Source organism: Nostoc sp. TCL240-02 (genome assembly GCF_013343235.1).
GTDB lineage: Bacteria > Cyanobacteriota > Cyanobacteriia > Cyanobacteriales > Nostocaceae > Nostoc.
In genome coordinates this window covers 655085-677500 of sequence record NZ_CP040094.1, presented here as the reverse complement: position 1 = coordinate 677500, position 22416 = coordinate 655085, and the positions used below count along the sequence as shown (strand labels likewise).

21 protein-coding genes (1 of these 21 running past the window's edge) are annotated in these 22416 nt (G+C 40.3%); 8 read left to right on the top strand and 13 right to left on the bottom strand.

The window, feature by feature from the left end:
• Positions 1 to 85 carry the 3' end of a hypothetical protein gene (locus tag FBB35_RS03035; RefSeq protein ID WP_174708423.1) on the top strand. 104 nt of this gene lie to the left of the window's left edge, so 85 of the gene's 189 nt are visible here — the last part of the coding sequence; the start codon falls outside the window, past its left edge; its stop codon occupies positions 83 to 85.
• Here FBB35_RS03035 and FBB35_RS03030 read toward each other — a convergent pair.
• The gene (locus FBB35_RS03030; protein ID WP_174708422.1) at positions 82 to 873 is read right to left on the bottom strand and encodes a peptidylprolyl isomerase; all 792 of its coding nucleotides are present in this window, start codon (positions 871 to 873) and stop codon (positions 82 to 84) included. The two genes, FBB35_RS03035 and FBB35_RS03030, sit on opposite strands and share 4 nt — an antisense overlap.
• A gap of 531 nt (positions 874 to 1404) precedes the next feature.
• On the opposite strand from FBB35_RS03030, the gene FBB35_RS03025 reads away from it, so the two are divergent.
• The 3 genes from FBB35_RS03025 to FBB35_RS03015 all read left to right on the top strand — a co-directional run bounded on the left by FBB35_RS03025 (position 1405) and on the right by FBB35_RS03015 (position 4966).
• On the top strand, positions 1405 to 2739 hold the full coding sequence (locus FBB35_RS03025) for a hypothetical protein (RefSeq protein ID WP_174708421.1): 1335 nt from the start codon (positions 1405 to 1407) through the stop codon (positions 2737 to 2739).
• 664 nt (positions 2740 to 3403) lie between these two features.
• A complete protein-coding gene (dapB, locus tag FBB35_RS03020; protein ID WP_174708420.1) occupies positions 3404 to 4240 on the top strand; it encodes a 4-hydroxy-tetrahydrodipicolinate reductase in 837 nt (278 codons plus the stop codon).
• A 39-nt stretch (positions 4241 to 4279) separates the two neighbouring features.
• Positions 4280 to 4966 (top strand): phosphate ABC transporter permease, encoded by a 687-nt coding sequence (locus tag FBB35_RS03015; RefSeq protein WP_174708419.1) that lies wholly within the window; start codon positions 4280 to 4282, stop codon positions 4964 to 4966.
• Between the two features lie 191 nt (positions 4967 to 5157).
• Here the strand turns inward: FBB35_RS03015 and FBB35_RS03010 are convergent, their stop codons facing one another.
• From FBB35_RS03010 to FBB35_RS02985, 6 genes are all read right to left on the bottom strand, one after another.
• Complete coding sequence (locus FBB35_RS03010; RefSeq protein WP_174708418.1) at positions 5158 to 6573, bottom strand: right-handed parallel beta-helix repeat-containing protein; 1416 nt, start codon at positions 6571 to 6573, stop codon at positions 5158 to 5160.
• 100 nt (positions 6574 to 6673) lie between these two features.
• Positions 6674 to 7303 (bottom strand): precorrin-8X methylmutase, encoded by a 630-nt coding sequence (locus FBB35_RS03005; protein ID WP_174708417.1) that lies wholly within the window; start codon positions 7301 to 7303, stop codon positions 6674 to 6676.
• Positions 7304 to 7407: 104 nt separating this feature from the next.
• Positions 7408 to 8217 (bottom strand): TPM domain-containing protein, encoded by an 810-nt coding sequence (locus FBB35_RS03000; RefSeq protein ID WP_174708416.1) that lies wholly within the window; start codon positions 8215 to 8217, stop codon positions 7408 to 7410.
• Positions 8218 to 8486: 269 nt separating this feature from the next.
• The gene (locus FBB35_RS02995) at positions 8487 to 9026 is read right to left on the bottom strand and encodes a DUF948 domain-containing protein (RefSeq protein WP_174708415.1); all 540 of its coding nucleotides are present in this window, start codon (positions 9024 to 9026) and stop codon (positions 8487 to 8489) included.
• A gap of 11 nt (positions 9027 to 9037) precedes the next feature.
• Positions 9038 to 9388 (bottom strand): YtxH domain-containing protein, encoded by a 351-nt coding sequence (locus tag FBB35_RS02990; protein ID WP_174708414.1) that lies wholly within the window; start codon positions 9386 to 9388, stop codon positions 9038 to 9040.
• Between the two features lie 237 nt (positions 9389 to 9625).
• Positions 9626 to 9961 (bottom strand): hypothetical protein, encoded by a 336-nt coding sequence (locus FBB35_RS02985; protein WP_174708413.1) that lies wholly within the window; start codon positions 9959 to 9961, stop codon positions 9626 to 9628.
• Between the two features lie 635 nt (positions 9962 to 10596).
• Here FBB35_RS02985 and FBB35_RS02980 point away from each other — a divergent pair.
• Positions 10597 to 11589 (top strand): metal ABC transporter solute-binding protein, Zn/Mn family, encoded by a 993-nt coding sequence (locus FBB35_RS02980; RefSeq protein ID WP_174708412.1) that lies wholly within the window; start codon positions 10597 to 10599, stop codon positions 11587 to 11589.
• Positions 11590 to 11685: 96 nt separating this feature from the next.
• On the opposite strand, the gene FBB35_RS02975 is transcribed toward FBB35_RS02980, so the two are convergent.
• Complete coding sequence (locus FBB35_RS02975) at positions 11686 to 12219, bottom strand: DUF4330 domain-containing protein (RefSeq protein WP_114084633.1); 534 nt, start codon at positions 12217 to 12219, stop codon at positions 11686 to 11688.
• A 394-nt stretch (positions 12220 to 12613) separates the two neighbouring features.
• On the opposite strand from FBB35_RS02975, the gene FBB35_RS02970 reads away from it, so the two are divergent.
• The gene (locus FBB35_RS02970; protein WP_174708411.1) at positions 12614 to 13474 is read left to right on the top strand and encodes a M48 family metallopeptidase; all 861 of its coding nucleotides are present in this window, start codon (positions 12614 to 12616) and stop codon (positions 13472 to 13474) included.
• A 104-nt stretch (positions 13475 to 13578) separates the two neighbouring features.
• Here FBB35_RS02970 and FBB35_RS02965 read toward each other — a convergent pair whose 3' ends face one another.
• Positions 13579 to 14334, bottom strand: coding sequence for a metallophosphoesterase family protein (locus FBB35_RS02965; protein ID WP_174708410.1), 756 nt, complete (start codon positions 14332 to 14334; stop codon positions 13579 to 13581).
• Between the two features lie 251 nt (positions 14335 to 14585).
• Here FBB35_RS02965 and FBB35_RS02960 point away from each other — a divergent pair, with 251 nt between their 5' ends.
• Positions 14586 to 14870, top strand: a complete 285-nt coding sequence (locus FBB35_RS02960; protein WP_174708409.1) for a DUF2470 domain-containing protein — start codon at positions 14586 to 14588, stop codon at positions 14868 to 14870.
• A 46-nt stretch (positions 14871 to 14916) separates the two neighbouring features.
• Here the strand turns inward: FBB35_RS02960 and FBB35_RS02955 are convergent, their stop codons facing one another.
• On the bottom strand, positions 14917 to 18072 hold the full coding sequence (locus FBB35_RS02955; protein WP_174708408.1) for a plasmid replication protein, CyRepA1 family: 3156 nt from the start codon (positions 18070 to 18072) through the stop codon (positions 14917 to 14919).
• 337 nt (positions 18073 to 18409) lie between these two features.
• Positions 18410 to 18598 carry a type II toxin-antitoxin system YoeB family toxin gene (locus FBB35_RS02950; RefSeq protein WP_174708407.1) on the bottom strand — a complete coding sequence of 63 codons (189 nt, stop codon included), beginning with the start codon at positions 18596 to 18598 and terminating at the stop codon, positions 18410 to 18412.
• Here FBB35_RS02950 and FBB35_RS02945 point away from each other — a divergent pair.
• Positions 18597 to 19139, top strand: coding sequence for a hypothetical protein (locus FBB35_RS02945; RefSeq protein ID WP_174708406.1), 543 nt, complete (start codon positions 18597 to 18599; stop codon positions 19137 to 19139). The two genes, FBB35_RS02950 and FBB35_RS02945, sit on opposite strands and share 2 nt — an antisense overlap.
• A gap of 62 nt (positions 19140 to 19201) precedes the next feature.
• On the opposite strand, the gene FBB35_RS02940 is transcribed toward FBB35_RS02945, so the two are convergent.
• A protein-coding gene (locus tag FBB35_RS02940; RefSeq protein ID WP_174708067.1) for an IS5 family transposase occupies positions 19202 to 20016 on the bottom strand; the annotation gives its coding sequence in 2 pieces (ribosomal slippage) (positions 19202 to 19650 and positions 19650 to 20016; 816 coding nt in all).
• A 512-nt stretch (positions 20017 to 20528) separates the two neighbouring features.
• A complete protein-coding gene (gene bchB / locus FBB35_RS02935; RefSeq protein WP_174708405.1) occupies positions 20529 to 22055 on the bottom strand; it encodes a ferredoxin:protochlorophyllide reductase (ATP-dependent) subunit B in 1527 nt (508 codons plus the stop codon).
• Positions 22056 to 22416 lie beyond the last annotated feature (361 nt).

Below are 22416 nucleotides of genomic sequence, written 5' to 3'. Positions count from 1 at the left end.
CCTCGTAGTAGCTCTGTTTCGTCGTCAAAATTATGCAAGCCAAGTATGGGAGGTTGAGAATCAATCCCATACTCTGATTCGTTAAGGTTTATCGCACTCTCCCTGTCCTCCTGTGACCTTCTCCCCTTGTGGTGCAGACATGATTTGCTTTTGCTGTTCTTGTAACCAAGTTTCAAAGAGTTCATTCAGTAGTCGGACTTTCATAAATTCATCTAGTTGTGCGGGGATAAATTTTTCCAGCCGCAAAATCACGAACCACTCGGCGATGCGGGTAGGGGGCAATATCTGGCCTGGTTGACTGCTAGATAGCATTTGCACCATTACCGGATGTAATGCATTCAGTTCAATCGGACCTACTAAGCCGCCAGTTTGGGCTTCCGGCCCGAGCGAATATTCACGCGCCAAGTCAGCAAAAGAATTTTCTTTTGCCTGAATTCGGAAGTAAAGTTCTTGGGCAATTCCCACATCCTGGGTTCGCAGTAGGGAATAAATGACTTTGTCCAGTTTTGCTTTGGACTGAAAAAAGTAGGATTCCAGTTTATTACCCCAAGTGGCTTGCTTGAATTTTTCAATTTTAAGCTTACGAGTTGTAATAACTTCTAGCTGTTCGGTAGTCAGCCCTTGATGTGTCATCCAAGCCTGGATGTCTTCTTCATTTTTGAACTGTTTTTCAACGTAAAACTGCTGTTTGGCTTGGGCTATTTCCTCATCTGTACACTCTATTGCTATCTTCTCGGAGCGTGAATTTTGCTCTATGGCCTCATCGATGATCAATTCTCTCTGCAACTGTGGCAGCATTTGGTAATTTCCTAGCAAGGAAATCAGCTCACTCGCTGTGATTGTACGATTACCGATTTGGATCGCTTCAGTCATTAGCTTTCGGGCATCTCAATAATATCTAGTTTGTTAAAGAAGCTAAACCGTAGCCCATTCACTGGGAGCTTTTGTCTTAATTTTACCGAGTTAGGTACACTTACCTCACTTTCTCAATAATTACACACTTTAAAATATACAGATGATATATGTTTGTATAAAAATTTTACGTAAAAACGGTCATATGTGAAGACAAGATTAAAAGGGATAATCCCGCTTTCATGAAAGTGGGTTAAAACCTGATAGCGGTTCTCGATAATGGTGAGATATGTTATCTAAGCTACTAAAGCTTGGGAAAAAATATTTGGGTGTACCTCAGTAGCTTAGATAACGCTATACTTCATTGACTGTAACGTCGAAAACTCCTTAGATTTATCCGAGATTGACAAAATAGGGTTATTCCTCTTTCGCTCCCAGCCAGGAGTTGGGTAAAATCTGCTAAGTACAGGCAACCATAAATCTAGCTATTGCTAGATGCTGTAATTCTCTCAAACGCTATAATCTACATCTGTTGCACCGAGAGATTAACTTGTGGATGTCATATTAGAACGATCGCACGAATTAAAACAAGCCTTAGTTGATTTTGTCCTTGATGCTGAAGGCGAACTGGCACAAGCACTGGAAACTTATGCAGCAGAACAGTTGCGCCGTGGAAGTGGGGATAGTACACAGCAGGACTTAATCATTGATAGCTTTCTAACAGCAGGGAAAGTCGGTGATAAGTCTCCATTAGAGTTGTTTGTCGAAAGCCATCCAGATTTAGAAGAAAGCGATCGCAATCTGATCAAAAGCTGGCATCATAGTTTTATTGGTTTATTTGCCATTACTAACATCCTACCTGATGGCTTTGAATTGACTAACTGGTTGACCGATAAATGCTACGTTGTCAAGCCTAATAATACCCAAACATTACAGGCAATATCTCGGTTGAAAATAGGAGAAATTTTACTAACTCGCATTTCTCCTGTTACCGATAGCTACTGGATGTTGTCTGGGCCCTATACAATAATGGGTAAATTAGGTAAACCAAAACTGGCTGTAGCAATCGGCAATTTCAAAGAAAACTATAAAAGTAATCTTTACAGCGATGCTCCAGACTTGCTAGAAGAAGCTTGGCAGTCAGTAGAACAATATCATCAGCAGTTTGTAGACTTTTTTGGTACTGATGAAATCACCCTATCTGGATACCATCTTAATAAGAAAATCGCGGAATTTCAAGGAATAATTACTGAAAAAACCTTCGCAGCCGCAGGAATTGATACTTCCAAATCCTTGGCGGAAGTGGCAGAAGCCGCTGGCATTGGAGACGAGGAAATCAAGGCAGCGGTACAAGAGTTTGGCGCTGATTCTAATGTAGTCTCTCAGATGTTGAACAGCAAAAGCGGTAATAGCAAAATGGTTATGCCAAAGGTTGATTTACCTGCCGAACTCAAGAAAGCAGAACAGGTAACGGCTCTTTCTCATCCCCGTTGGGGACAAATGTTTTTACCAACATATAGTAAGGTACAAGCAATCTTATCAGCAGAAGACTGGCAAAGTGTTCAAGGGGCGGAAAAACTAATTCGCTACTATCTCGAAGATAAAAGTATTAATGCCTTTATTTGGCATCGACTAGCGCAACAATATCCAACTCAATTAGAAAATGTGTTGCAAATAGTTCTGCAACGTCCAGAGTTTCACCTTGAAAGCGACTTGGATGTGCTTTTGCAAGAATTCCACAAACCGATTGAGCCAGAGCTACCAGATATTGCCAGTGTACCTATACATTTGCATAATTTATTTCAGGAAGCTTTAGGAGAAGTTAACAAATCTAAACCAAAGGGTAAAGGACAAGCAAAGCCAGCAAAGGGTTTTCAACGAGGTTAGTAACTCACCGTTCGCGTAATGGCATTCATGCTCGAAACCAAATAACCCTTCGACTCGGTGTTAGCACAGAATTTCTGTAGCTTGTTAAACAATTTTTTTGATGACATTTTGGAAAGCATGTTTCTTTACATATCCCTTATTTCGTCAAATTAATTCTCTATTAGGCGAACGGTGAGTAACTATTATTAAAGAAAGAAAGAGCTAATTGAGAACATAAAAAACCCCGACTTGATAGCCGAGGTAAATGGGAGAAGTCCAAATGTCGATGAAATATAGCTATACCGAAATCTCTTTTTATTAGCTAATACTAGTTAGACAGTTAAGTTTAGTTATTGCTAAGTTATGTAAATAAATTTAACAGAAATATTACAAATAGTCAACTAGGCTTGACAAAAAATTCTGACAGTTGTCATAAGAAATACTTATCAGTCAGAGTATAGGATTTTTTTAGAGATGGGGTAAACGAAATAGGCAAAATAAAACGGGTTACTGGCTAAGATAGTGGAATGAAAATGATAACCGATCTGCTTTAGAGTTAGAAAACTGAGGGATTAGCTGCATCAATCAAGGTAGTCGGAATTAAGCCAGAGATTTGAGAAGCTAGCTACTAGATCGCTAAAGTCTTTACAATTCTTTTGTTAGCTCAAAAAGTATTTCTCGACCTATGACAAATCAAGCTCCTATCCCGGTTATCGTCAATGGTGCTGCTGGTAAAATGGGCCGTGAGGTAATTAAGGCGGTGGCACAAGCGCCTGACTTAAAACTAGTGGGTGCAATTGACCACAGTTTGGAACATCAAGATAAAGACGCTGGAGAATTGGCAGGTTTAAGCCAACCTCTGGAAGTGCCAATTACCAATCAATTGGAACCGATGTTGGGGTATGTGGCTGGCGATAGACAATCTCCTCCAGGGGTGATTGTAGACTTTACTCATCCCGATTCAGTTTATGACAATATTCGTAGTGCGATCGCTTACGGTATTCGTCCTGTAGTTGGCACCACTGGGTTAAGTCCAGAACAAATTCAAGACTTGGCAGACTTTGCCGACAAAGCTAGCACTGGTTGTCTAATTATTCCTAATTTTTCCATTGGGATGGTACTGTTGCAACAAGCTGCGATCGCAGCCTCAAAATATTTTGACCATCTGGAAATTATCGAACTGCATCACAACCAAAAAGCTGATGCTCCCAGTGGTACTGCTATTCAAACGGCGCAGTTACTAGGAGAATTGGGTAAAACTTTTAACCCTGCTCTTGTAGAAGAGACGGAGAAATTACCAGGGGCGAGGGGTAGTATAGCAGATGAAGGGATTAGAATTCATAGCGTGCGCTTGCCAGGATTGATTGCTCATCAAGAAGTTATTTTTGGCGCAGCAGGACAGATTTATACTTTACGACATGATACGAGCGATCGCGCTTGCTATATGCCAGGAGTGCTACTAGCGATTCGCAAAGTCTTAGCGCTAAAGTCGTTAGTATATGGATTAGAAAAGATACTTTAGACTTTAAATACACTATTCAGCATTCATCACTCAGCACTCATGTTAGTACCACTGACTCGCCAGAAATTTGAACAAGTTATCCCCCTAATTGCCACTGGTTTGCAGTACAAATACTATTGGGGAAAGTTTTCAAATTTTTTGCAACGGCTATTAATTTCTGTAGTTGCCGTAGTTGTTGTATTGCTTGTGACAGTCGTTTTTAAACTTGAGTTTGCTTCAATAGTATTTGTGCTGGGGGTAATTAGCGCTTTTTTTTGGCTGTGGTATCCAGTGTTTCAAGCAAGTATGCGGAATTTGCAATGCCGCCGTTATAAGTATGGCGGCTTCTTCCGTGGTCGGGTGCTAGATTGGTGGATCACAGACCAGTTGATGGGTAAACAAGAAACAGTCAACAGCAAAGGTGAACTGGTGATTGTGGAAAACCGAGAAAAACAAATTAACTTAGAAGTAGGTGATGAAACAGGATTTACCATTGAGTTTGTAGCACCATTACGTCCTGCTCACAAAGTTATTACTCGCGGTCAAATTGCCGAAATGGTAGTGCTGTCAAATCGTGCAGATTTAAGCAGTATTGAACAATTCAGCGATATATACATTCCCAGTCGTGACCTGTGGATTAGTGATTATCCTTATCTACGGCGGGATTTCTTTAACGAAGTCGGTCGTCGCTTGCGTGAAGACCAACAACAAAAACCGCGTCGTCGCCGTCGTAGAGCCGAGGATTGAAAAAGAAGTCAAACAATTTTGGATTTTAGATTGATCCTATGCTGTCAATGCTAAGGCTTGAATAAATAATTTTTAATTTTTAAATTTATTCTCGCGTTTAAATTCGGAGACTTTAAACTTTTTTGAATTTTAAATCTTTCAATCCAAAATCCAAAATTTGGTAAAGGAGACAGGATGATGTAATCAGTTTGCTAACGAGAGCATCCCACTTTGATGAGTTTCCCTTTTAAACGATAGGTAACAGACCCACAAGCAAAACCTAACAAATCAGGCTCTACATAAGTTTGCATAGGCGGATTTTGTTTATCTAGTCGCCATTTCCAATTGCCAGATATTTTTTCTAGAGTGGGATACTTTTTTAAAAACTGTAAGTCTGCAATAATATCGTGAGTTCCCTTAATACTTACCTTAGAACGATTAAGGTATATATTGTAATCATAAATAACGTTTTTGTTTTTATTACTACTATTAACAGGTTTGCCAGGATAAGCATAAAGAATATTCCTTAAAATCCTGACATCAGATGATACATTAGCAAATATTTGCCCATCTTTAATTTCAGGACTTTGATTATTTAAAACAGCAGTATTATTTACAATATCAATCCGATCGCTTAAAAATGTATGAATACCTGAACCACCATTATTAAATGTAAGATTGTTTTTAACTAAAGTGCGTCCTTTATATACACCCAACTTTGAGTTATTCTGATTATTTCTTGAAGTATCGATAATAATACCATTACCGTCTGTGATCTTTCCGACTGCAATCCAAGGGATGAACATACGATTGTTATAGGTCTTGTTGTTGGTTACAAACATCTTGTATCCCCGATTGTTGTCAAAATTCCAATTGCTCAACATCGAAATACCACTGCAACCATAAACGCTGTACCAGGCATTATCGAACACCACGTTATTATTTATTGTCACGTAGTCTGATTCAATGGTTGAAATGCCTGCTCCTCCACACTTGTGTACCTTGTTGTTGACAATACGTATATGGTGAGTATGACCATTTTTTCGTCCGTCCACATTGATGCAGTTTCCATTTGTCAGAGGGTTTAGTTTGTTAGTTTTCTGACTCATTGCATAATCAAGGGTTACATTGTCATTGTTCCCTATGACTTCAAGCCCATTTATCTCAATATATGACGCTCCATTGTGAATCAAAATTCCATTCCATCCATTGTGCTTAATTTTCGGATGATGCCCAGGATATGCTTTAAACTTAATCCATGCATTTGCTTTTCCAGAGCGAGTAATAGATACTACCTGCCCATTTGGGCTTGCATTCCTGTACACTCCGTTCATAATCAGTACGGTGTCCCTAGGGTTGGTTAAATTTGCTGCCTTTTGAATTGTCCTAAAGGGAGATGAATTGGAGAGTCCACTATTTTTGTCGTTTCCAGTACCACTAACATAGTATGTTTTCGGTGTCGTCCTAATGCTGATTAGCTGGCTACTGGATAGGATCATTTCATTGTTAGTGGATACTTGATGGACGTTTTCAACTAAAGATACTTTTATATTTTCTCCCTTAGCCAAAATACCCAATACTAAGGGAACTGCAAAGTATGCACTTAAGTTGAAACCTGTAATTACCACAAGAAACGACTCCTTGTTCGGGACTACTTAATAAAAATATCAGGATATTCAGTGATTTTGAATGCTCTTTTGAATACAAAATACAATAGAGTCGACTTTCTTAGCTCCCCCGATTTCCATCTTGTCCATAAGCTTGCCAAGCCAAATCTACCAATCCATCAACGATCGCAGCTGCTACAACTGCATTACCTTTGCGACTCTCAATTGTAATATGGGGCACTAAGGAGTCTTGTAAACGCCCTTTCGCTTCATCAACATTGACAAATCCTACTGGAGTCGCAATTATCAAAGCAGGTCTAATTTCCTCAGCCTCAATTAAATCAACTAGTGCTGTTAGTGCTGTTTGCGCTTGACCAATCACAAAAATGCCCTCTGGATAACGCTTTGCTAAGGTTTCAATTCCCCATGCTGCCCGAGTTTTTTCTTTTTGAGGGCGTGTCAGAGCTTCCATACTGCAATACACCGGATTAGCAAAGGTGTTTTGAATCTCAGATGCAATACCTACTTGGACCATCGGGACATCTACCACAATCGTGGTACGCGCGGCTAATGCTGCTGCTCCTGCTTGTAAGGCACGCTCAGAGAAACGAATCAAAGACTTATACTCAAAGTCAGCTGTAGAGTATATTACCCGACGCACAATCTCATATTCTGCGGGTGAAAATACATGATTTTCAATTTCATTATCAATGATTGCTAAACTTTGAGCATCAGTTACGTGCCATTCCATTTTTCTTGAGCTTCTTAAATATTAGCTTTCAGCTTATCAGCTTCAGGGATTTAGGAGTTAGGAGTTAGGAGTTAATTAAAAACTCATAACTCCTAACTCAGCACTTATAACTCATTACTAGAAGAAGGTCGGCTGAAAACAGGAGATAAGTAGGCAACCAAGACACCGATAATAAAGCCAGAGATATTGCGAACTAGAGGTAGCCAGTCGCTTGTACGTGTCACCACTGGCCCAATACCAAAGGCAATAAATAAGATCCCCCATAAAGGTGAGAAAATTAAAGCCCATTGCCAAGCAAAAACTTGTCCTTTCTCGCGGGGTTGAGCTGCAAATCCACAAATTATCCCACCAATAACTGAGGTAATCAAGGTGAGAATCCATTGCTCTCGTGGTAGTCCAGGAACAACATTGCAACCACCTTTGAGTAAACAGCCTTTAACAGATTCTAAAGCTTGCAGAATGGCTTGGTCTTCGCCTTGTTCGCGCACAAAGTACAAATTACCGAAGCGAGTTTGCAGTTCTATCCAGAATGTTCTGGGTAAAAGTTCATAAACAGCATCCCCGACGCTAAAACTGAGGATGTTACCGCCACGAGAATCGGCAACTAGTAAAATGCTTTTTTCATCCAAACCCCAATATTTTATAACTGCCCGGCCTGGGGTGCGGTCATACTGGGTCAATACTCGCAGTTTCCAGCCTGTATCGGCTTCAAACTGTTCTAAATCTTTGACAAGCTTTTCTTCTTGCAGCACAGGCAGAGATTTAGCTAAGTCTACAACTGGGGTAAAGGTGTCAGGGAGTAACTCAGGATTGTCATAAGCCAATGCTGGGGGAGAATTCATCACCCAAATTGACCCAGCCAGAAAAAAGACTGCGATAGATAGCAGAATTCGTCGCCAAAAACAAGATTGCATGGACGTTTTTATACAAATATCAACGGTAGAGGTGAACAAGTTGTTTTAAAAGAGTACGGGAAAAATGATAGTTCTTTACACTTGTTTACTTTACTCTAATCTAAGGGATCAAAGCAAAGCGTTTTTGGGAATAGGGCACAAGATGCAGAGGGGTAGGGAGCAGGGAGCAGAGGAGAAAGAGATAATTTTTATTCTCCCCCTTGTCTCTTGTCCTCTGCTCCCCGGCTTCTTTCCTTAGCCCCTCCTAGTTCCCATACCCTATCCCCAATTCAATCTTCGTCATCAAAATTGGTTTCCCAGTTAGCAGCGTCGTTGTACCCGTCATTAGCACGGTATACTTCTGTGTTTATGCGGCGATTTTCTTGCCTTAGCACTTCTCGTTCTCGCAACGTTAGTGGTGGTTGTTCATTACTTGACAAGCGATCGCTATTTCGCCTCGTCGGTTTTGGGCGTGTGAAGTTTCTCCAAGCAGCTTTCGCGCCAACAAAAATGCTGCGTGTACCTACTTGCAGATTTTTAGCCTGAATTCTTGCACTATCGAGGGTTTGATCGACTTGTTTGGCTACTTGACTGGCATTTTTGACACCTTGACTAACATCATCAGTTAAGTCAGTTATTTCCAAACTAGTCACGCGAATAGCTTCTAGAGTGGGCGGTAACTCTCGTGAGAGTGTATCAAATAGCTTTTCTGCACTGCGAGCAGCGCGTGCTAACTCTTGCAAAGCGGGTATGGCCGCCACTAAAACCGCAGTCAAGCTTGTGGCGACTAGAAGTAAGGAGAGTCCCAACCAAAACAGGGGGTCAATCACGGTAATGTCATTTATGAGCGTTCTAATTGCTGGGGAAGATAATCTGAGTCTTCAGGTGATGTTTGCCGCTTTAAGATTTGGCTTTCCTTCTGACTAGCATCTACACCTGCTGCGATCGCTTCCCGTAATCGATCTAAAGTCTCATCCCAGTTTCGTAGTGCGCTGGCAGAGAGACGATCCGCTTGGATTTGCACACTCGTTGATAAATCTTCTGCCAATTCTGGGATAGCATTGGCAGATTTCTTCAAGATTTTACGCGTTTCGCGCCCTGTACGTGGAGCCACGAGCAAACCAGTTAAAGCACCGATGGTAGCTCCCAGCATCAAACCGCCAATAAATACTCCAGAACGGTTATTAGACATATTGTTGTTTCTCTCCTTACACCTATTTTAGGTGTGTTTTCTCTCCTTGTAAGGCTCACCGATTTTATTCAGTTAATCTATCCTGACAAAATATCAGCCAAAAATGTTGCTTTTATTCATTAAACATTAAAACCATTAATTACTTATGATTCAAAACTCCCTGGGTTCCTTTCCCTCTGTATCTTTGTACCTTTGTGTCAGCCCTAATTATAAATGTTCATGTGAACTTGACATAACTCATTTGGCAACATTTCTTTTCCTGGATATTAACTCTAGCCTGCGAAAATAACGCTGCCAAATTTGCTGTCCTTGTAAAAGTAGACTGATAATTTGTCGCACTTGTTGGATTTGCATTTTTAGTGCTTGATTTTTCTGCCGTAAGTTATAAATATTCTCCTGACTGAGATAAATATTTTCTGGTGCTTTATTTAATACTGTATGAGTACAACTTTCATAAAGAGTTAACGTATCTGCTATGTATGCTAGCTGCCGCTTGAGTTGCCACACTCGCCAAGCCACATAGAGTAGTATCAACGAAATGAGGGTATTAACGAGGATAACTAAAATTACCATTGTTTATCTTCACCAATATCAGCTTTGCGGAATTGTTCTATATACTTGACTACGAATTTTAGATTTTAGATTTTTTTGGGGATGAACCAGAAAATCGCCAATTCACCAATTTTGTAACAACTATATGCCCACACCTGGCAAAACCACAGCTACAATTGCCTTAGATTCATGACTCGGTTTGCGAAATCAACCCGTATGCTTAAAAAGCCCCAGTTTTACTACGTTTCACTCCTTAACCTGATAATCCTAGTCAATTTGCGACCTTTGCGGCATCTAAGCACAATGGCATAGCCCCTTCAACATCCTGTGAGATAACAACACTCCTTATTAAAGGTTCCTCAGCATCGCCTTTATTATTGTGCTATTACCTCTACCAGTTTTCCAGTCTGTAGCGTGAAGTTCACTAACATTTTGCTTGCAAAACCTTACCAGTGCTTCAAATTGCTGGATTTGCGGTGGAGACAAGGAAAGTGGGAAAGGAAAGAGTCTATTAATTCCTCTTCCCTTATACAATTTTCCTAGTCGATGGCTTGCCCCTCTTCCCTTAACCTTCTTGTTGAAGGCTTATCCCTGGTATTTCACTAATTCGTTACTAATAATGATTACTTTTTCTCTATATCCAGTAGAAGGTGAGGATGTCAAAAAAATTACCATCAACTAATTCCTTCCGAGCCATTTTTATTGCTTTGACAATTGGATTTGTTGGGTGTGGAAATCAAGCTGCAAGAACTGCATTCACTCAAACTACCACCCCGGTAGATGAGAATCTTCCTCAAGTTGTAGCAACAACAAGTGTACTATGTGATTTAACCAAGCAAGTTGCCGGGAATACAGTTAACCTGACGTGCTTAATTGACCCTAGTGCCAATCCTCATACTTATAAACCAAAGCCGGAAGATCGTAGAGCAATTGAGCAAGCTAATCTTATTCTCTATAGTGGCTATAATTTAGAACCAAATCTGATCAAATTAATTAAAGCGACTAAAAACACTGTACCGAAAATAGCCGTTGGGCAACTTGCGGTATCTAAGCCACAGAAATTTCAGAAAGACGGCAAGAATTTAATTAATCCTCATCTTTGGCACAACACCAAGAATGCTATCAGAATGGTGGAGGTAATTAATAGTAATCTAAGAAAGTTAGAATCTAATGATGCAGAAACTTATAACAGCAATACCAAAAAAATTACAAATGAACTCACTCAACTAGATAGTTGGATTAAGTCAAGAATTACGAGTATTCCTGCCAAAGAACGTAAGTTAGTTACAACATCTAATGCACTGAGTTATTATGCTAAAGCATACAATATTCCATTAGCAGCAGGATTACAAGGTATTAGTACTGACGAAAACATAACAGCAACACGAATGAAAAATTTGGTTGCAAATATTAAACAAACTCAAGTCTCAACAATTTTTTCTGACGCGGCAACTAACGAGAATTCACTTCAATCTGTAGCGAAAGTTGCTGAAGTGAAAATTTCTAATAGGAAGTTATACGTTGAGGGGCTTGGTGAACCAGGAACCGAGGCAGATACTTATCAGAAAATGATGATTGCCAATACACGCACAATTGTAGAAGGATTAGGAGGAACGTATTTAATGTTTCAAGCAAGAGCTGCTAATTAGTTAAAATTTAGATTAATGAATCTGATAAACCGAAGTTTTTTAGATTACAGTAACTTCGGTTTATCAGCCTCTTTTTTGAAGATGAACAGATGAATGTTATTTGTCTTTTAATCTGATATCAATAACAGTTGCATTGAAGTTGTAGTTAAAGCCTTCTAACTCAAATGGCATTCCAATTTTAACTTTACTGTTACCTAGAACGGGTCCATTGTCAGTAACCTGGGCTTTACCGTCTAAAGTCAAAAGCAAATCTGTACTAAAATTGTTGGTTTTTGGATCTGGTAATTCTTTGACACTGCCATCAGGTTGGAAAACATTGACTGTTCTAGGTAGCTGTTGAATGGATTTAATTTCAATCTGCCCATAAGGTTGATTGCGGATAATCACATTAGTCTTTCCACCTTTTTTTAAACCTTGGTTAAATAATTGCTCAGGGTCACGGACATTCAAGCCACGAACTACTAAGTCTACTTCTATAGGTATTGTTTTCGCACCAACTTGGGCAACAGAACCAGAAGTTCCAGGAAAGACAAAGATGCCGAATATCACTAGCAGAATTACCAGTGCAGCACCTAAATCTAAGAGGTTGATTTTGCCGAACAAGCGACCTTTTGAATCTAAAATAGCCATAAAAATTTTTCCGAGGTAATAGCGAAGTAATTGATTGTAGGAAGAAGGCTTTCGATGAAAACGGCAATTTTTCCTATTTGGTAATAACTCAAAGCGGCTGGGCGTTGCAGTTATGCGACAGTTTATCACGAGTTTCGTAAGTTAGCAGGGGTGGTAGCTAACCCTGAAACTTTTACCCGTTCAGACTGATGCGCCCAGAAAGTAATATCTAGTGTTTAAGCCTATCTGTAGAGGGAATCTCTAGTCCACCAAAATTCGGTAGATTTGCGTAAGCATTAGCTGTATCACAACTCATTTGCTATTGAGTTAAGAATGCAACTTAGAATCCTCTAAATCCGTCTCATAATTTGTCCGATTATTTTATGTCCTCCCAAAATAATATTCAGAGCTTATTATGTTCAATTGGAAAGTTTTTGTTGCAAATTACCGAGTGTGGCGGCGTAGCTGGTTTTATCCTTTAATTTCAGTGGTAGTTGCCATGAGCCTGTGCCTGATTACACCCGTACCTGGAAGAGCTTTAGATTTCTTGCCTCTTCTACTCCAAGGAGTTCAGGCATTTCAGCTTTCTAATATATCCCCTAACCAAGAAGTTGATCTTGGTAAGCAGATTAATCAGGAATTAGTTGGCAGTCAAGTGCGACTTTACCGTAATCCCGAAGTTAATCGTTATGTGGAACAAGTTGGTCGGCGTTTAGCAGTCAATAGCGATCGCCCGAATCTTCCTTATACCTTTCAGGTTGTTGAGGATGACAGTATTAATGCTTTTGCTACCTTGGGTGGCTATGTCTATGTTCATACGGGTTTGCTGAAAACCGCAGACAATGAAGCGGAACTAGCAGGTGTACTTGCCCATGAAATTGGTCACATTGGTGGGAAACACGTAGTCAAGCAGATGCAACAAAAAGCGCTCGAAAGTGGTCTATTAACAGCAGCAGGCTTAGATCGAAGTACGGCGGTGCAAATTGGTGTCCAGTTAGCGCGAGACTTACCCCGCAGTCGTAACAATGAATTTGAGGCCGATCAAAGAGGACTACGAACTTTGACACGCACTGGTTACGCCCAGTCTGCAATGGTTTCGTTTATGAAAAAGCTGCTTGGAAAGGGTTCTGCACCAACATTTTTGAGTACACACCCCGGAACTAGCGATCGCATTGATGCCCTCAGACGTGCAATTAACTCCCAACCTAGTAATGGAAATTATGGGTTGGATAATGCTAGTTATAAAGCTAATATTCGACCATTAGTAAAGTCTTGAGAGAATGGGGAATGGGGAATGGGGAATTGGGAATTGGGAATTGCTTACTCCCCTTGTCTCCCTAATCTTCCACATCTTTCCCTCCACCTCATCTCGAATATTATTCAATTCTTATTGCGACGATCAACTTTGATTTTGGCTGGATTAACGGTAATTACAACTTCTTCTAAAGGGAGGGTACGGAGATAGTTTTTAAAAATGTTAACTTGATAAACCAGGTTATTCGTTACATCCAGTCCAGTCAACCAGCCACTCCGGGGATGATAAGCACCAGTATCTATGTCTAGCCATCCCTGTCCTTGTGCAAGTTTCCCAGGAGAAACACCAGGCAAAGTAAAAGTAATCGTGTGACCGATGATAATAAGCTTATCTGGAAAGTAGGGTTTTTCGATGCTGTGAAATTCCTCTCGTATCCAACACAGTTGATCGGCAGTTTGTTCTGTCACCGACTTGGAAGGGTCAACCCCAGCATGAGTTAACCAAATATCCCCCAAGTCGAGATATGTAGGCAAACTCTTGAACCAATCCAGATGGTCATCAGGGATTGAAGCCTCGTGGTAACTGGCTACGGTAGCTTGCCCTCCACTGTACAACCACGCTTGCATCGTCGGGGAGGAAGTTCTTTCATCAGTCAGAATATTTAATAACATCTGCTCATGATTTCCCAGCAAACATGGGTAGTTATGTCGTTTGACAAAATTAACTACTTGTGAGCTATGAGGCCCGCGATCGATTAAGTCTCCCAAAAAATAGATTTGATCGTCTGACATGGGGGCGATCGCCTCCAACAAAGTCATCAAACCTTCATAATGTCCATGTACATCCCCAATTACTATTCGTCTGGGGCTAGTTTCGCTCATTGTCTCTTAGCTTCAATAGTTTGGCTAATACTTCTGCTACAGTTTAAGCTGTCTGCTTTCCGTAATGAAAGGTAAAAATACTGAACTAAGTTTTATTTTAATTTAATTATTATTCCAGAAATAAATATTATTAATGATGAACATACAGTAATGTAGATGGTCTTTAGTGCTAAGAAAGAAAATTAGCAAATTCCACTCGCGTTAGCTTAAAATCTAAAATGCTGCTGTATTTATAACTTTTTACCTCAACAATGTCTAAGGATTTTTCTGCTGAGATTAGTTCGCGCATCTGCCAGCACATGAATGACGATCATGCTGATGCCATAGTTCTTTATGCTAAAACTTTTGGTGGTGTAACAGATGCGATCGCAGCAAAAATGTTGTCAATTGATGCACAAGGTATGGATTTGACAGCGCAAGTCAATGGTGAAGCTGTACCAGTTCGCATTCAGTTTGATCGTGTTTTGGTAGATGCAGAAGATGCTCATCAAACTCTCATTGCAATGGTGAAGCAGGCGCGGGTGAAGGCAAAGTAGAAATTGGGAAGTCCCTAAAGACCGCTATTGCACTTCATGTTAGCTGTCACCCAGAGATAGCTACCTCTTCCTTGACTACTGCGGTATGAGGCTTGGCTTGAATAATTTCAAACTTCCAGTCTGAAGAATAATCAGGCAACTCATAGCCAACACTCTTAACATGAGCCAGCATCAACTCATCCCGTTGATGCCAAACAGCAAATATTCTCTCCCTGCCATCATAAAGCGTTTCTAGGTCGATTTTATAAACCTCATTTACCCGCTTTAGTTTCAAGCCCAACAAATTTAAGAGTCGGCTGAGTATTTTTATTGCCGAAACCTGCTTTTTTTCCCCAACTAAGTTAATACCAAGCGCTCTTTTAATATGCTTACTATGCTGAAAAACAATATTTTTAAGCATAATTAAATCTGGATTACTCTCGGTAAACTCTCGTCCTGCTTCGAGAAACTGAAGCATTCCCAAAGCTCTCATTGCTTCAACTTTTAGTGTGTAAGTTTTTAAATCTGGTAGAAAAACTTTCCCCTCACCCCAAGACAATTGTTGATGCCATTCTTGTTGATCTCGGATGTGAAAATATTCGCTTTCGTGAGTTAGATAATAATGAATTAACAATTGACGATAATATCCTTGTTCATCTTGCAATTTCAGCCAAGGAGTAACTTCTACACCATACCTTTGTCTAAGAACATATTTATTAATTTGGTTACGTTCTCCATCAGTTTGAGAATGCTTTCCTAATAGTTGCTCATATTCTACATAATCGATATCATTAGCATTAGCTACAGATGTGGCTACCGATAGTTGATTTTGCTGCTTAATATCTTTAATTTTGCGTTTAATTTCTTTAGCCTTTTGACGGCTTTGCGCCCAATCTTTTTGAACTTTGACAATTTCTAAAACTAATCTTCTGCGGGTAGCTAAATCATCGGCATCAGTTGCCAAAAATGCAAGGCGTAAATCTCGAATAATATTATTATGAACAGCATTACTCCGCATCTGAATTTGATGCCCATCAGCAACTAAACCATCTTGCATCGATTGACGATAGAGGCGGATAGAAGCATTTACCCGTGCAGATAACTTGGCCCAAGTTCGCAAATGAATCGGGTCATGAACTAAAGGTAAATCGACATCTATTTTGTGTAGTGGACTAAGCAAAGCTAAGTTTTCTTTTTGATTTTCTTGATACCAGTCAGATAGCAAGCGATAATTTGTACTACCACTACCAATTAAGCCAATACCTCGTTTCGCACACCAGACAACACGCGGTACATCATCTCGCACTCTCGCTAATGCTTGTCTTGCTTCCGAGTCAGGAATTACCCCTTGAAAAATGCCATAAACTCGGTCGAAATGTTGGACATCAATACTAATTCCTGTACCAAGGCTAGGGGTAACAAAAACGCCGTCATATTCAGAGATTTTTTGATTAATTGCTGCGATAAAATCAACAGCTTCGTGACCAGGTGTGTTTATAGTATGGCTACTAACTACCAAAGTTTTAGGAAATTGCCGTCGTAATTTTTGTAAGCGTTCTTTCAGATAACGTTCGATTGTTTCACAACTGTAACGCCCAGCGCGACTATCGGTAGTAACATAACATTTACGTCCAGCAAGTAAATCTAATTCTAGTTGGTGAATGAGTGGTGTTGGGTTCGGCGAATCGTAAAAAGTGACATCCCAACCTTGTTGAGGCTTCCATTGGTTGAGAACTACCCAAGGCGTTAATTTAATTCCTGCTAATCCCTGTAGATATTCAAGTGATACATCTGACAAATCAGCATCTTGAGCAATTACTAAACCCCCAGTTGTTAAAACCGTGGAAATTAGCTGTTGGAATAATCTTAATATTTTTACACGTTTATGTTTACAAGTATTACTGTTTAGTAGATGCCACAAAGATTGCTCTACTTCATCTAAAATTATTATTGCCCCGTGCCAATTTTCAGGATTAAGTTTCCAAATTGAATCAACGCACAGTCCAAGGGATTGCTGTGGAGAGAGTGAACGGAGGATGGGAGGAGCGGGGGTAAGTGTTTTATTAATCCTTTTATCCCCATCTTCTTTATGCGTTCCCCATTGAATACCAATTTTTTCGCACAAAAATCGTCCTAATAGAATTCTGTGAGTAATTAATAAAATGGGTTGATTTCTAGTTTTTGCTTGCTGAACAACGGCTTGCAGTGCTGTAGTTTTACCTGTTCCTTTTGCAGACTTGACTCCTACTAATCCAGAAGTTGGAAAAGGTATTTCATCTATAAAAGGTCGATTCAAGGTGAGAGCAACAGGAATAGTTAACTCAGTATGGGGTTTTGTTTGAGCAAGATAAATTTCTAAATCAACACTTTGCCGATAAATTTTCTCGAAACTAGTTGCACCTTTGGCAACGATAAACTCATCAACCCCTTTTTCTATTCCTGGAAGTTCGATAACTTTAACAGGGCAATTTTTTTGCTGGAATAAACAACCAAGTTGAGAAATAGCATTATTTACAGCAGCAATTGTTTTAGGTTGAGTTTCAAAATCAAAACAAATATAAAAGCTACGCTTTGTAATTGTAAATGCTGCTAAGTCAGGAATTAGCTGACGACGGGTAACTTTGCCAAATTCATCTTTAACAACCCGATAACCACTGGTAATTCCGGGAATAGCAATAGCTGCATACCCTTGTGTCAACAGCGTTGCTGCTTTTTTCACACCCTCGCAGAGAATCAGGGGAATGTTATGTTGCATCACCCATTGCCAAAAGCCTCTAGCTTCACCATCAGCAGTAATGGTGATATTGTCAGGTATGACCAGATTGTAACGTCCAGCGACTTGCTGCCACACTTGCAGCGTTACCCGCAAACAAAACACCCGCGTTGGTGTGCTAGGGGGATGCTCGTATTTGATGGACTTAGCATTGTGATTCTGTCGGGGTTGGTTTGGTTTAAAACATCCCCATTCCATCATTTGCCAATTATTCAAAGGGTCTAGTCCCGAACACCACCAACCCCCTTCAGTAATATGAGCATAACGCTGCAACCAGCCAGCTTTTACCATTCCGGTATTGGTGCGGGGGAGTAGCTCAGAAATCAACAGGTACTCATAAGCTGTTACGCCTTGAAGCGACCTAAAATTGAGTTGCACTAAGTGTAAGTCTATACCACTAGTCTTGACTAATTCCTCAAGGTGTTGGGGGTGTAAATAGTGCAGATGCATAGGGAAAGACCCGAAGAGAAGACGACGAGATTAAAACATTAGCACGCATCTGTTTTTTTTCTATAAGCGAGATTGCTAGGCTTTGATGATGCTTTTTTTACTTCGTCACGGGAGACACATCGGTTAAGCCTCTAGTAGGTTATTCTGCCTATTAGATCGCCAAAGTAATAATTTTGTATTGTGATATTTGTTCTATTTTAATTTTTATTTATCAGTAAATCTCTGCGTTACGGAGTGCGATCGCTCTAGGGGTTGTCGCAGTTATCGCTATGGGGTAACATCTTGCAAGATAAGCTTTGTCAAGAATCGTAGACGCATAGTGGCTTGTAGCTATGTACTATGGTTCAGTTTTTCCAATACCTGTAAAAGGATCTCGTATAATCGCTTCAACCAAGTTAAAAGCGCGAAGCGCAGTTTTGCGGTTTGTTTCTACCCAATAGGCGAGGTCTTCCCGAAATTCTGGATGAAATACAGCATCTCGAACTTTATTTTCCTGGGGTTGGGTTTTATCCTTCTTCTTCGTCATGAATTATCTGATGTGTTTATGGGAATTGATACAGGTTGCTGAACCGCAATTTAGAGAAGAATATCTAATTAAATACCCTTTTGAATCTCCTTTGGAAATGTTATTCGCATTTTTGGAAGAAGAAGCAGAAGATGAGTTTTTACCTTGTCTACAAAATCATTATGAGAAATCACTTCCCAAAATGAAGGAAATTATCAAATTAGGCAAAAAATCTCATTTCTTAGAAAATAAAAATGTAGTTCTTCAGGATCAACGCAATTCATTAGAAATTAAGAAATATAAATCATTAGAAAAGAGTCATTTTGTTAAAGAAAGACGTTGGTACTTTCTTTTTATTACTTTTTGTCGAAGGGAGTCAAAGTCAAATCGACGGATTAAAAAAAATTTTGATACCTTTATGAACACATTTTACGAATTTCAGAAACATATAGCTACTTCAATTCGTAAGAGAGAATCAGCTACCTGGCAAAAAAACTACTCTTATGCTTGGAAAAAAGGTACAAAAGTCTCTGCTGGCAAGGGTGGTTCTTATTCTGCTTAACAATTATTCATATCTTTGACACACTTGATAGGCCCACTAAGAGCTGATTCGTAAACAAAAGATTAAGCTGCCATTCGTTTTACCATCAGACGAATCAATGAGCCGTAAATCATGGCTTCACTGATCTCTGTGTACAACTCATAATCCTTGCTCAAACGCCGAAATCGATTGAGCCAGCCGAATGTCCTTTCCACAATCCACCGCTTGGGTAATCGTTCAAATGTTTTCGATATTCTCTCAATCACCTCAACACGAACCTGTTCTCCGCAAACTTGCTTGACAGCTTGAGCAAAGTTTTCACCAGAATAGCCTTGATCTACCCAAACAACTTCCAATTTAGACAATTCCTGAGCCGATTCATGGAGTACAACCACAGCCCCCAAACGTTCCGACGCATTAGCTTCAGTCACTAAAACGCCAATCAACAAACCTTGAGAATCCACAACTATATGTCGCTTACGGCCTTTAACTTTCTTACCACCATCGAAACCGTAGACTTCCCCTTTTTTTCCGTTGTCTTCACTGACTGAGAATCGGCGATCGCAACGCTAGAGTGTTCGTCTCTGCCCAAATCTTGTCGCAGTTGATGGCGCACTTGGTCGTGAATTTTCTGCCATATTCCTTTGCGCTGCCATTTCTGAAAGTAGCCGTATACTGTTGTGTAAGGTGGAAGATCATGGGGTAGCATTTCCCACTGACACCCGGTACGTTGCACATAGAAAATAGCATTCAAAATTTCTCGTAAATCTACTTCTACAGGATGCCCAAACCCTTTAGGTTTTGGTAGAAAGGGCTTGATAATTAACCATTCGGCATCGCTTAAATCACTTGGGTAGGGTTTACGCTGTGGATTTTCAATCGCAGGTAGACGGCTCATCGACTACAACATAAATTACACTCGACTTAGCCTATAACCTGAACAAAACCGGATTCAGTTTTCTTTAGATTTTCTTTACGAATCAGCTCTAAGAAAAAACTTTAGTCTGAAAACTATAAATTTAGTGGGTCTTTAACCTATGAATAAAAACAATGGAATTGGTTTTTTTCAGTCTTCACCCTCATTTTTCCAAAAATGGGAATACGACTTTTATAGTCAAAATACAGTAGTGAAGGTAGAAAAACAGCAGGGGCTGCTTGTCTCTTCTAATCTAACTAATCCTCCAACACCACTCCCACCCGCAGTTTCAATCCCTATATTGATGTATGGAGGAATTGCAGTAGCCCTAATCCTTTCAATGAGTTACTTTTCCCAAATCCAATTGAAGTTGATTACTGAACTAATCAAAACACTAAACAGAAAGACCAGGTAGTTTTCTGGCTCTACTTAATTCATAAAAATATCAGCAGTCACTCTTGGAAGTTGACTGCTGATATTGTTAAGTTCCGAAATTAAGCGCCTACAGCTTCCTTCGCAGCGTACAACACCTCAGCGTTGATTTCTTTGAAACCGCGATCGCGGGCAAATTTCTCAGTATTACGCTTCACTTTACCGCGAACAAATCCAGGAATCTTATTCAATTCTGCTTGACCATCTTTTGTCCAATTCAAATCAGAATCAGCAGAAATTCCCCTAGTAATAACTTCTTTGGTATCATGACCACCAAAGATTTCTAATAGGTGATCTTCCATTCCCAAAGTGAAGGAATTGTAGATCAAATCTGTAATCTGATTTGTGCCTTCGTAACCCATAAATGGTTTGTAACCAATGGGGAAGTTTTGGACGTGAATTGGTGCTGCAATTACGCCGCAGGGAATATCCAAACGTTTACCAACGTGGCGTTCCATTTGGGTTCCGAAAATGGCAGAGGGTTCGACACGAGCGATCGCATCCCCAATTTCACCATGATCTTCGGAGATTAGCACTTCATCACAATACTCGCTAACCTGTTCGCGGAACCAATCTGCATCATATTTACAGTAGGTTCCAGCCCAAACAACATGAATCCCCATTTCTCGCGCCAAAATCTTGGTAATGGCGGCGGCGTGGGTGTTGTCACCAAATACGACGGCTTTTTTGCCAGTCAAGTTTTGACAGTCAATGGAACGGGAGAACCAAGCAGCCTGAGATACATGCAAGGTTTGCTCGTTAATGAAGTCTTCATAGTCAACTTCTGCACCTTGAGCGTTAATTACCTGCTGAATCTTGCGAATACAACGGGCAGTTTCTACTACACCCATTGGAGTAATGTCTATATAAGGTGTGCCAAATTGTTCTTCCAGGTAACGTGCTGTGGTCAAACCGAGTTCACGGTAAGGCACCAGGTTAAACCAGGCTTGGGACATCTTTTTCAAGTCATTTACCGAAGCACCTTCGGGAATTAAGGTATTTACCTCAATTCCCAAGTCAGCCATCAAACGTTTTAGTTCGGTGCAGTCGTGATTGTTGTGGAAACCAAGGGTGGTAGTACCGATAATGTTAACCGAGGGCTTTGCAGTTTTACCCTCTGGTAATTCGCCCCGCTTCCGCGCTTTTTCAATGTAGTATTGGACGATTTGATCCAGAGTGCGATCGGCGGCTTGCAGTTCGTTATAGCGGTAGTGGTTCACATCCGCCAGCATTACGTCTCCTTTGGCTTCCAACTGCGCCCGTTCCACAAAGTTGTGCAGGTCTTCTTGCAAAATGCTGGAGGTGCAAGTGGGAGTTAACACAATCAGATCGGGGTGTTCCTCGGCATCTTTGCGGACGATGTTATCTACCACCTTCTCTTGGGAACCACGCGCCAAAACGTTGCGATCAACAACACTGGTTGTCACTGGAGTGAAATCCCTCTCCCGCGATAGCATTGAGCGCATGACGTTAAAGTAGTCATCGCCAATGGGGGCGTGCATGATCGCATGGACATTTTTAAAAGAACTAGCGATTCGCAGAGTGCCGATGTGGGCTGGGCCTGCATACATCCAGTAAGCCAATTTCATGTTTGTGTTCTCCCTTTTCAACAGAAATAACACGGAGTCCGATAAGAATGGACTATAAGTGCTTGATTATTATTAAATCGTTTCTGATTGTCTCAAAACTTGTATCCCTAATGAAGTGAAGAGTTGTAAGGGTTTATCTGGAGTTCATAGGCTTAGGCATACCTCAAACCTGCTTACTGATTGGGATGTAGCTGCTGATTTTAACAACATGGCTGTTGTTTTATTTAAATAAATCTTAATTTTTCGGAAAGTTTGTTTTCAATTTGAGGTGGGGTGCTAATCATCATTATTGGAAAAGAATGCAGAATACAGAAGTCAGAATTCAGAATCAAGTAGGTATACAGCCATTGATTTTCCAACT

What these genes read in the sequence shown, in the direction of transcription:
- FBB35_RS03030 (WP_174708422.1), bottom strand. Translation starts at nt 873, where the DNA reads ATGACTGAAGCGATCCAAATCGGTAATCGTACAATCACAGCGAGTGAG.
- dapB (WP_174708420.1), top strand. Translation starts at nt 3,404, where the DNA reads ATGACAAATCAAGCTCCTATCCCGGTTATCGTCAATGGTGCTGCTGGT.
- FBB35_RS03015 (WP_174708419.1), top strand. Translation starts at nt 4,280, where the DNA reads ATGTTAGTACCACTGACTCGCCAGAAATTTGAACAAGTTATCCCCCTA.
- FBB35_RS03005 (WP_174708417.1), bottom strand. Translation starts at nt 7,303, where the DNA reads ATGGAATGGCACGTAACTGATGCTCAAAGTTTAGCAATCATTGATAAT.
- FBB35_RS03000 (WP_174708416.1), bottom strand. Translation starts at nt 8,217, where the DNA reads ATGCAATCTTGTTTTTGGCGACGAATTCTGCTATCTATCGCAGTCTTT.
- FBB35_RS02990 (WP_174708414.1), bottom strand. Translation starts at nt 9,388, where the DNA reads ATGTCTAATAACCGTTCTGGAGTATTTATTGGCGGTTTGATGCTGGGA.
- FBB35_RS02985 (WP_174708413.1), bottom strand. Translation starts at nt 9,961, where the DNA reads ATGGTAATTTTAGTTATCCTCGTTAATACCCTCATTTCGTTGATACTA.
- FBB35_RS02980 (WP_174708412.1), top strand. Translation starts at nt 10,597, where the DNA reads ATGTCAAAAAAATTACCATCAACTAATTCCTTCCGAGCCATTTTTATT.
- FBB35_RS02975 (WP_114084633.1), bottom strand. Translation starts at nt 12,219, where the DNA reads ATGGCTATTTTAGATTCAAAAGGTCGCTTGTTCGGCAAAATCAACCTC.
- FBB35_RS02970 (WP_174708411.1), top strand. Translation starts at nt 12,614, where the DNA reads ATGTTCAATTGGAAAGTTTTTGTTGCAAATTACCGAGTGTGGCGGCGT.
- FBB35_RS02965 (WP_174708410.1), bottom strand. Translation starts at nt 14,334, where the DNA reads ATGAGCGAAACTAGCCCCAGACGAATAGTAATTGGGGATGTACATGGA.
- FBB35_RS02960 (WP_174708409.1), top strand. Translation starts at nt 14,586, where the DNA reads ATGTCTAAGGATTTTTCTGCTGAGATTAGTTCGCGCATCTGCCAGCAC.
- FBB35_RS02955 (WP_174708408.1), bottom strand. Translation starts at nt 18,072, where the DNA reads ATGCATCTGCACTATTTACACCCCCAACACCTTGAGGAATTAGTCAAG.
- FBB35_RS02945 (WP_174708406.1), top strand. Translation starts at nt 18,597, where the DNA reads ATGAATTATCTGATGTGTTTATGGGAATTGATACAGGTTGCTGAACCG.
- FBB35_RS02950 (WP_174708407.1), bottom strand. Translation starts at nt 18,598, where the DNA reads ATGACGAAGAAGAAGGATAAAACCCAACCCCAGGAAAATAAAGTTCGA.
- bchB (WP_174708405.1), bottom strand. Translation starts at nt 22,055, where the DNA reads ATGAAATTGGCTTACTGGATGTATGCAGGCCCAGCCCACATCGGCACT.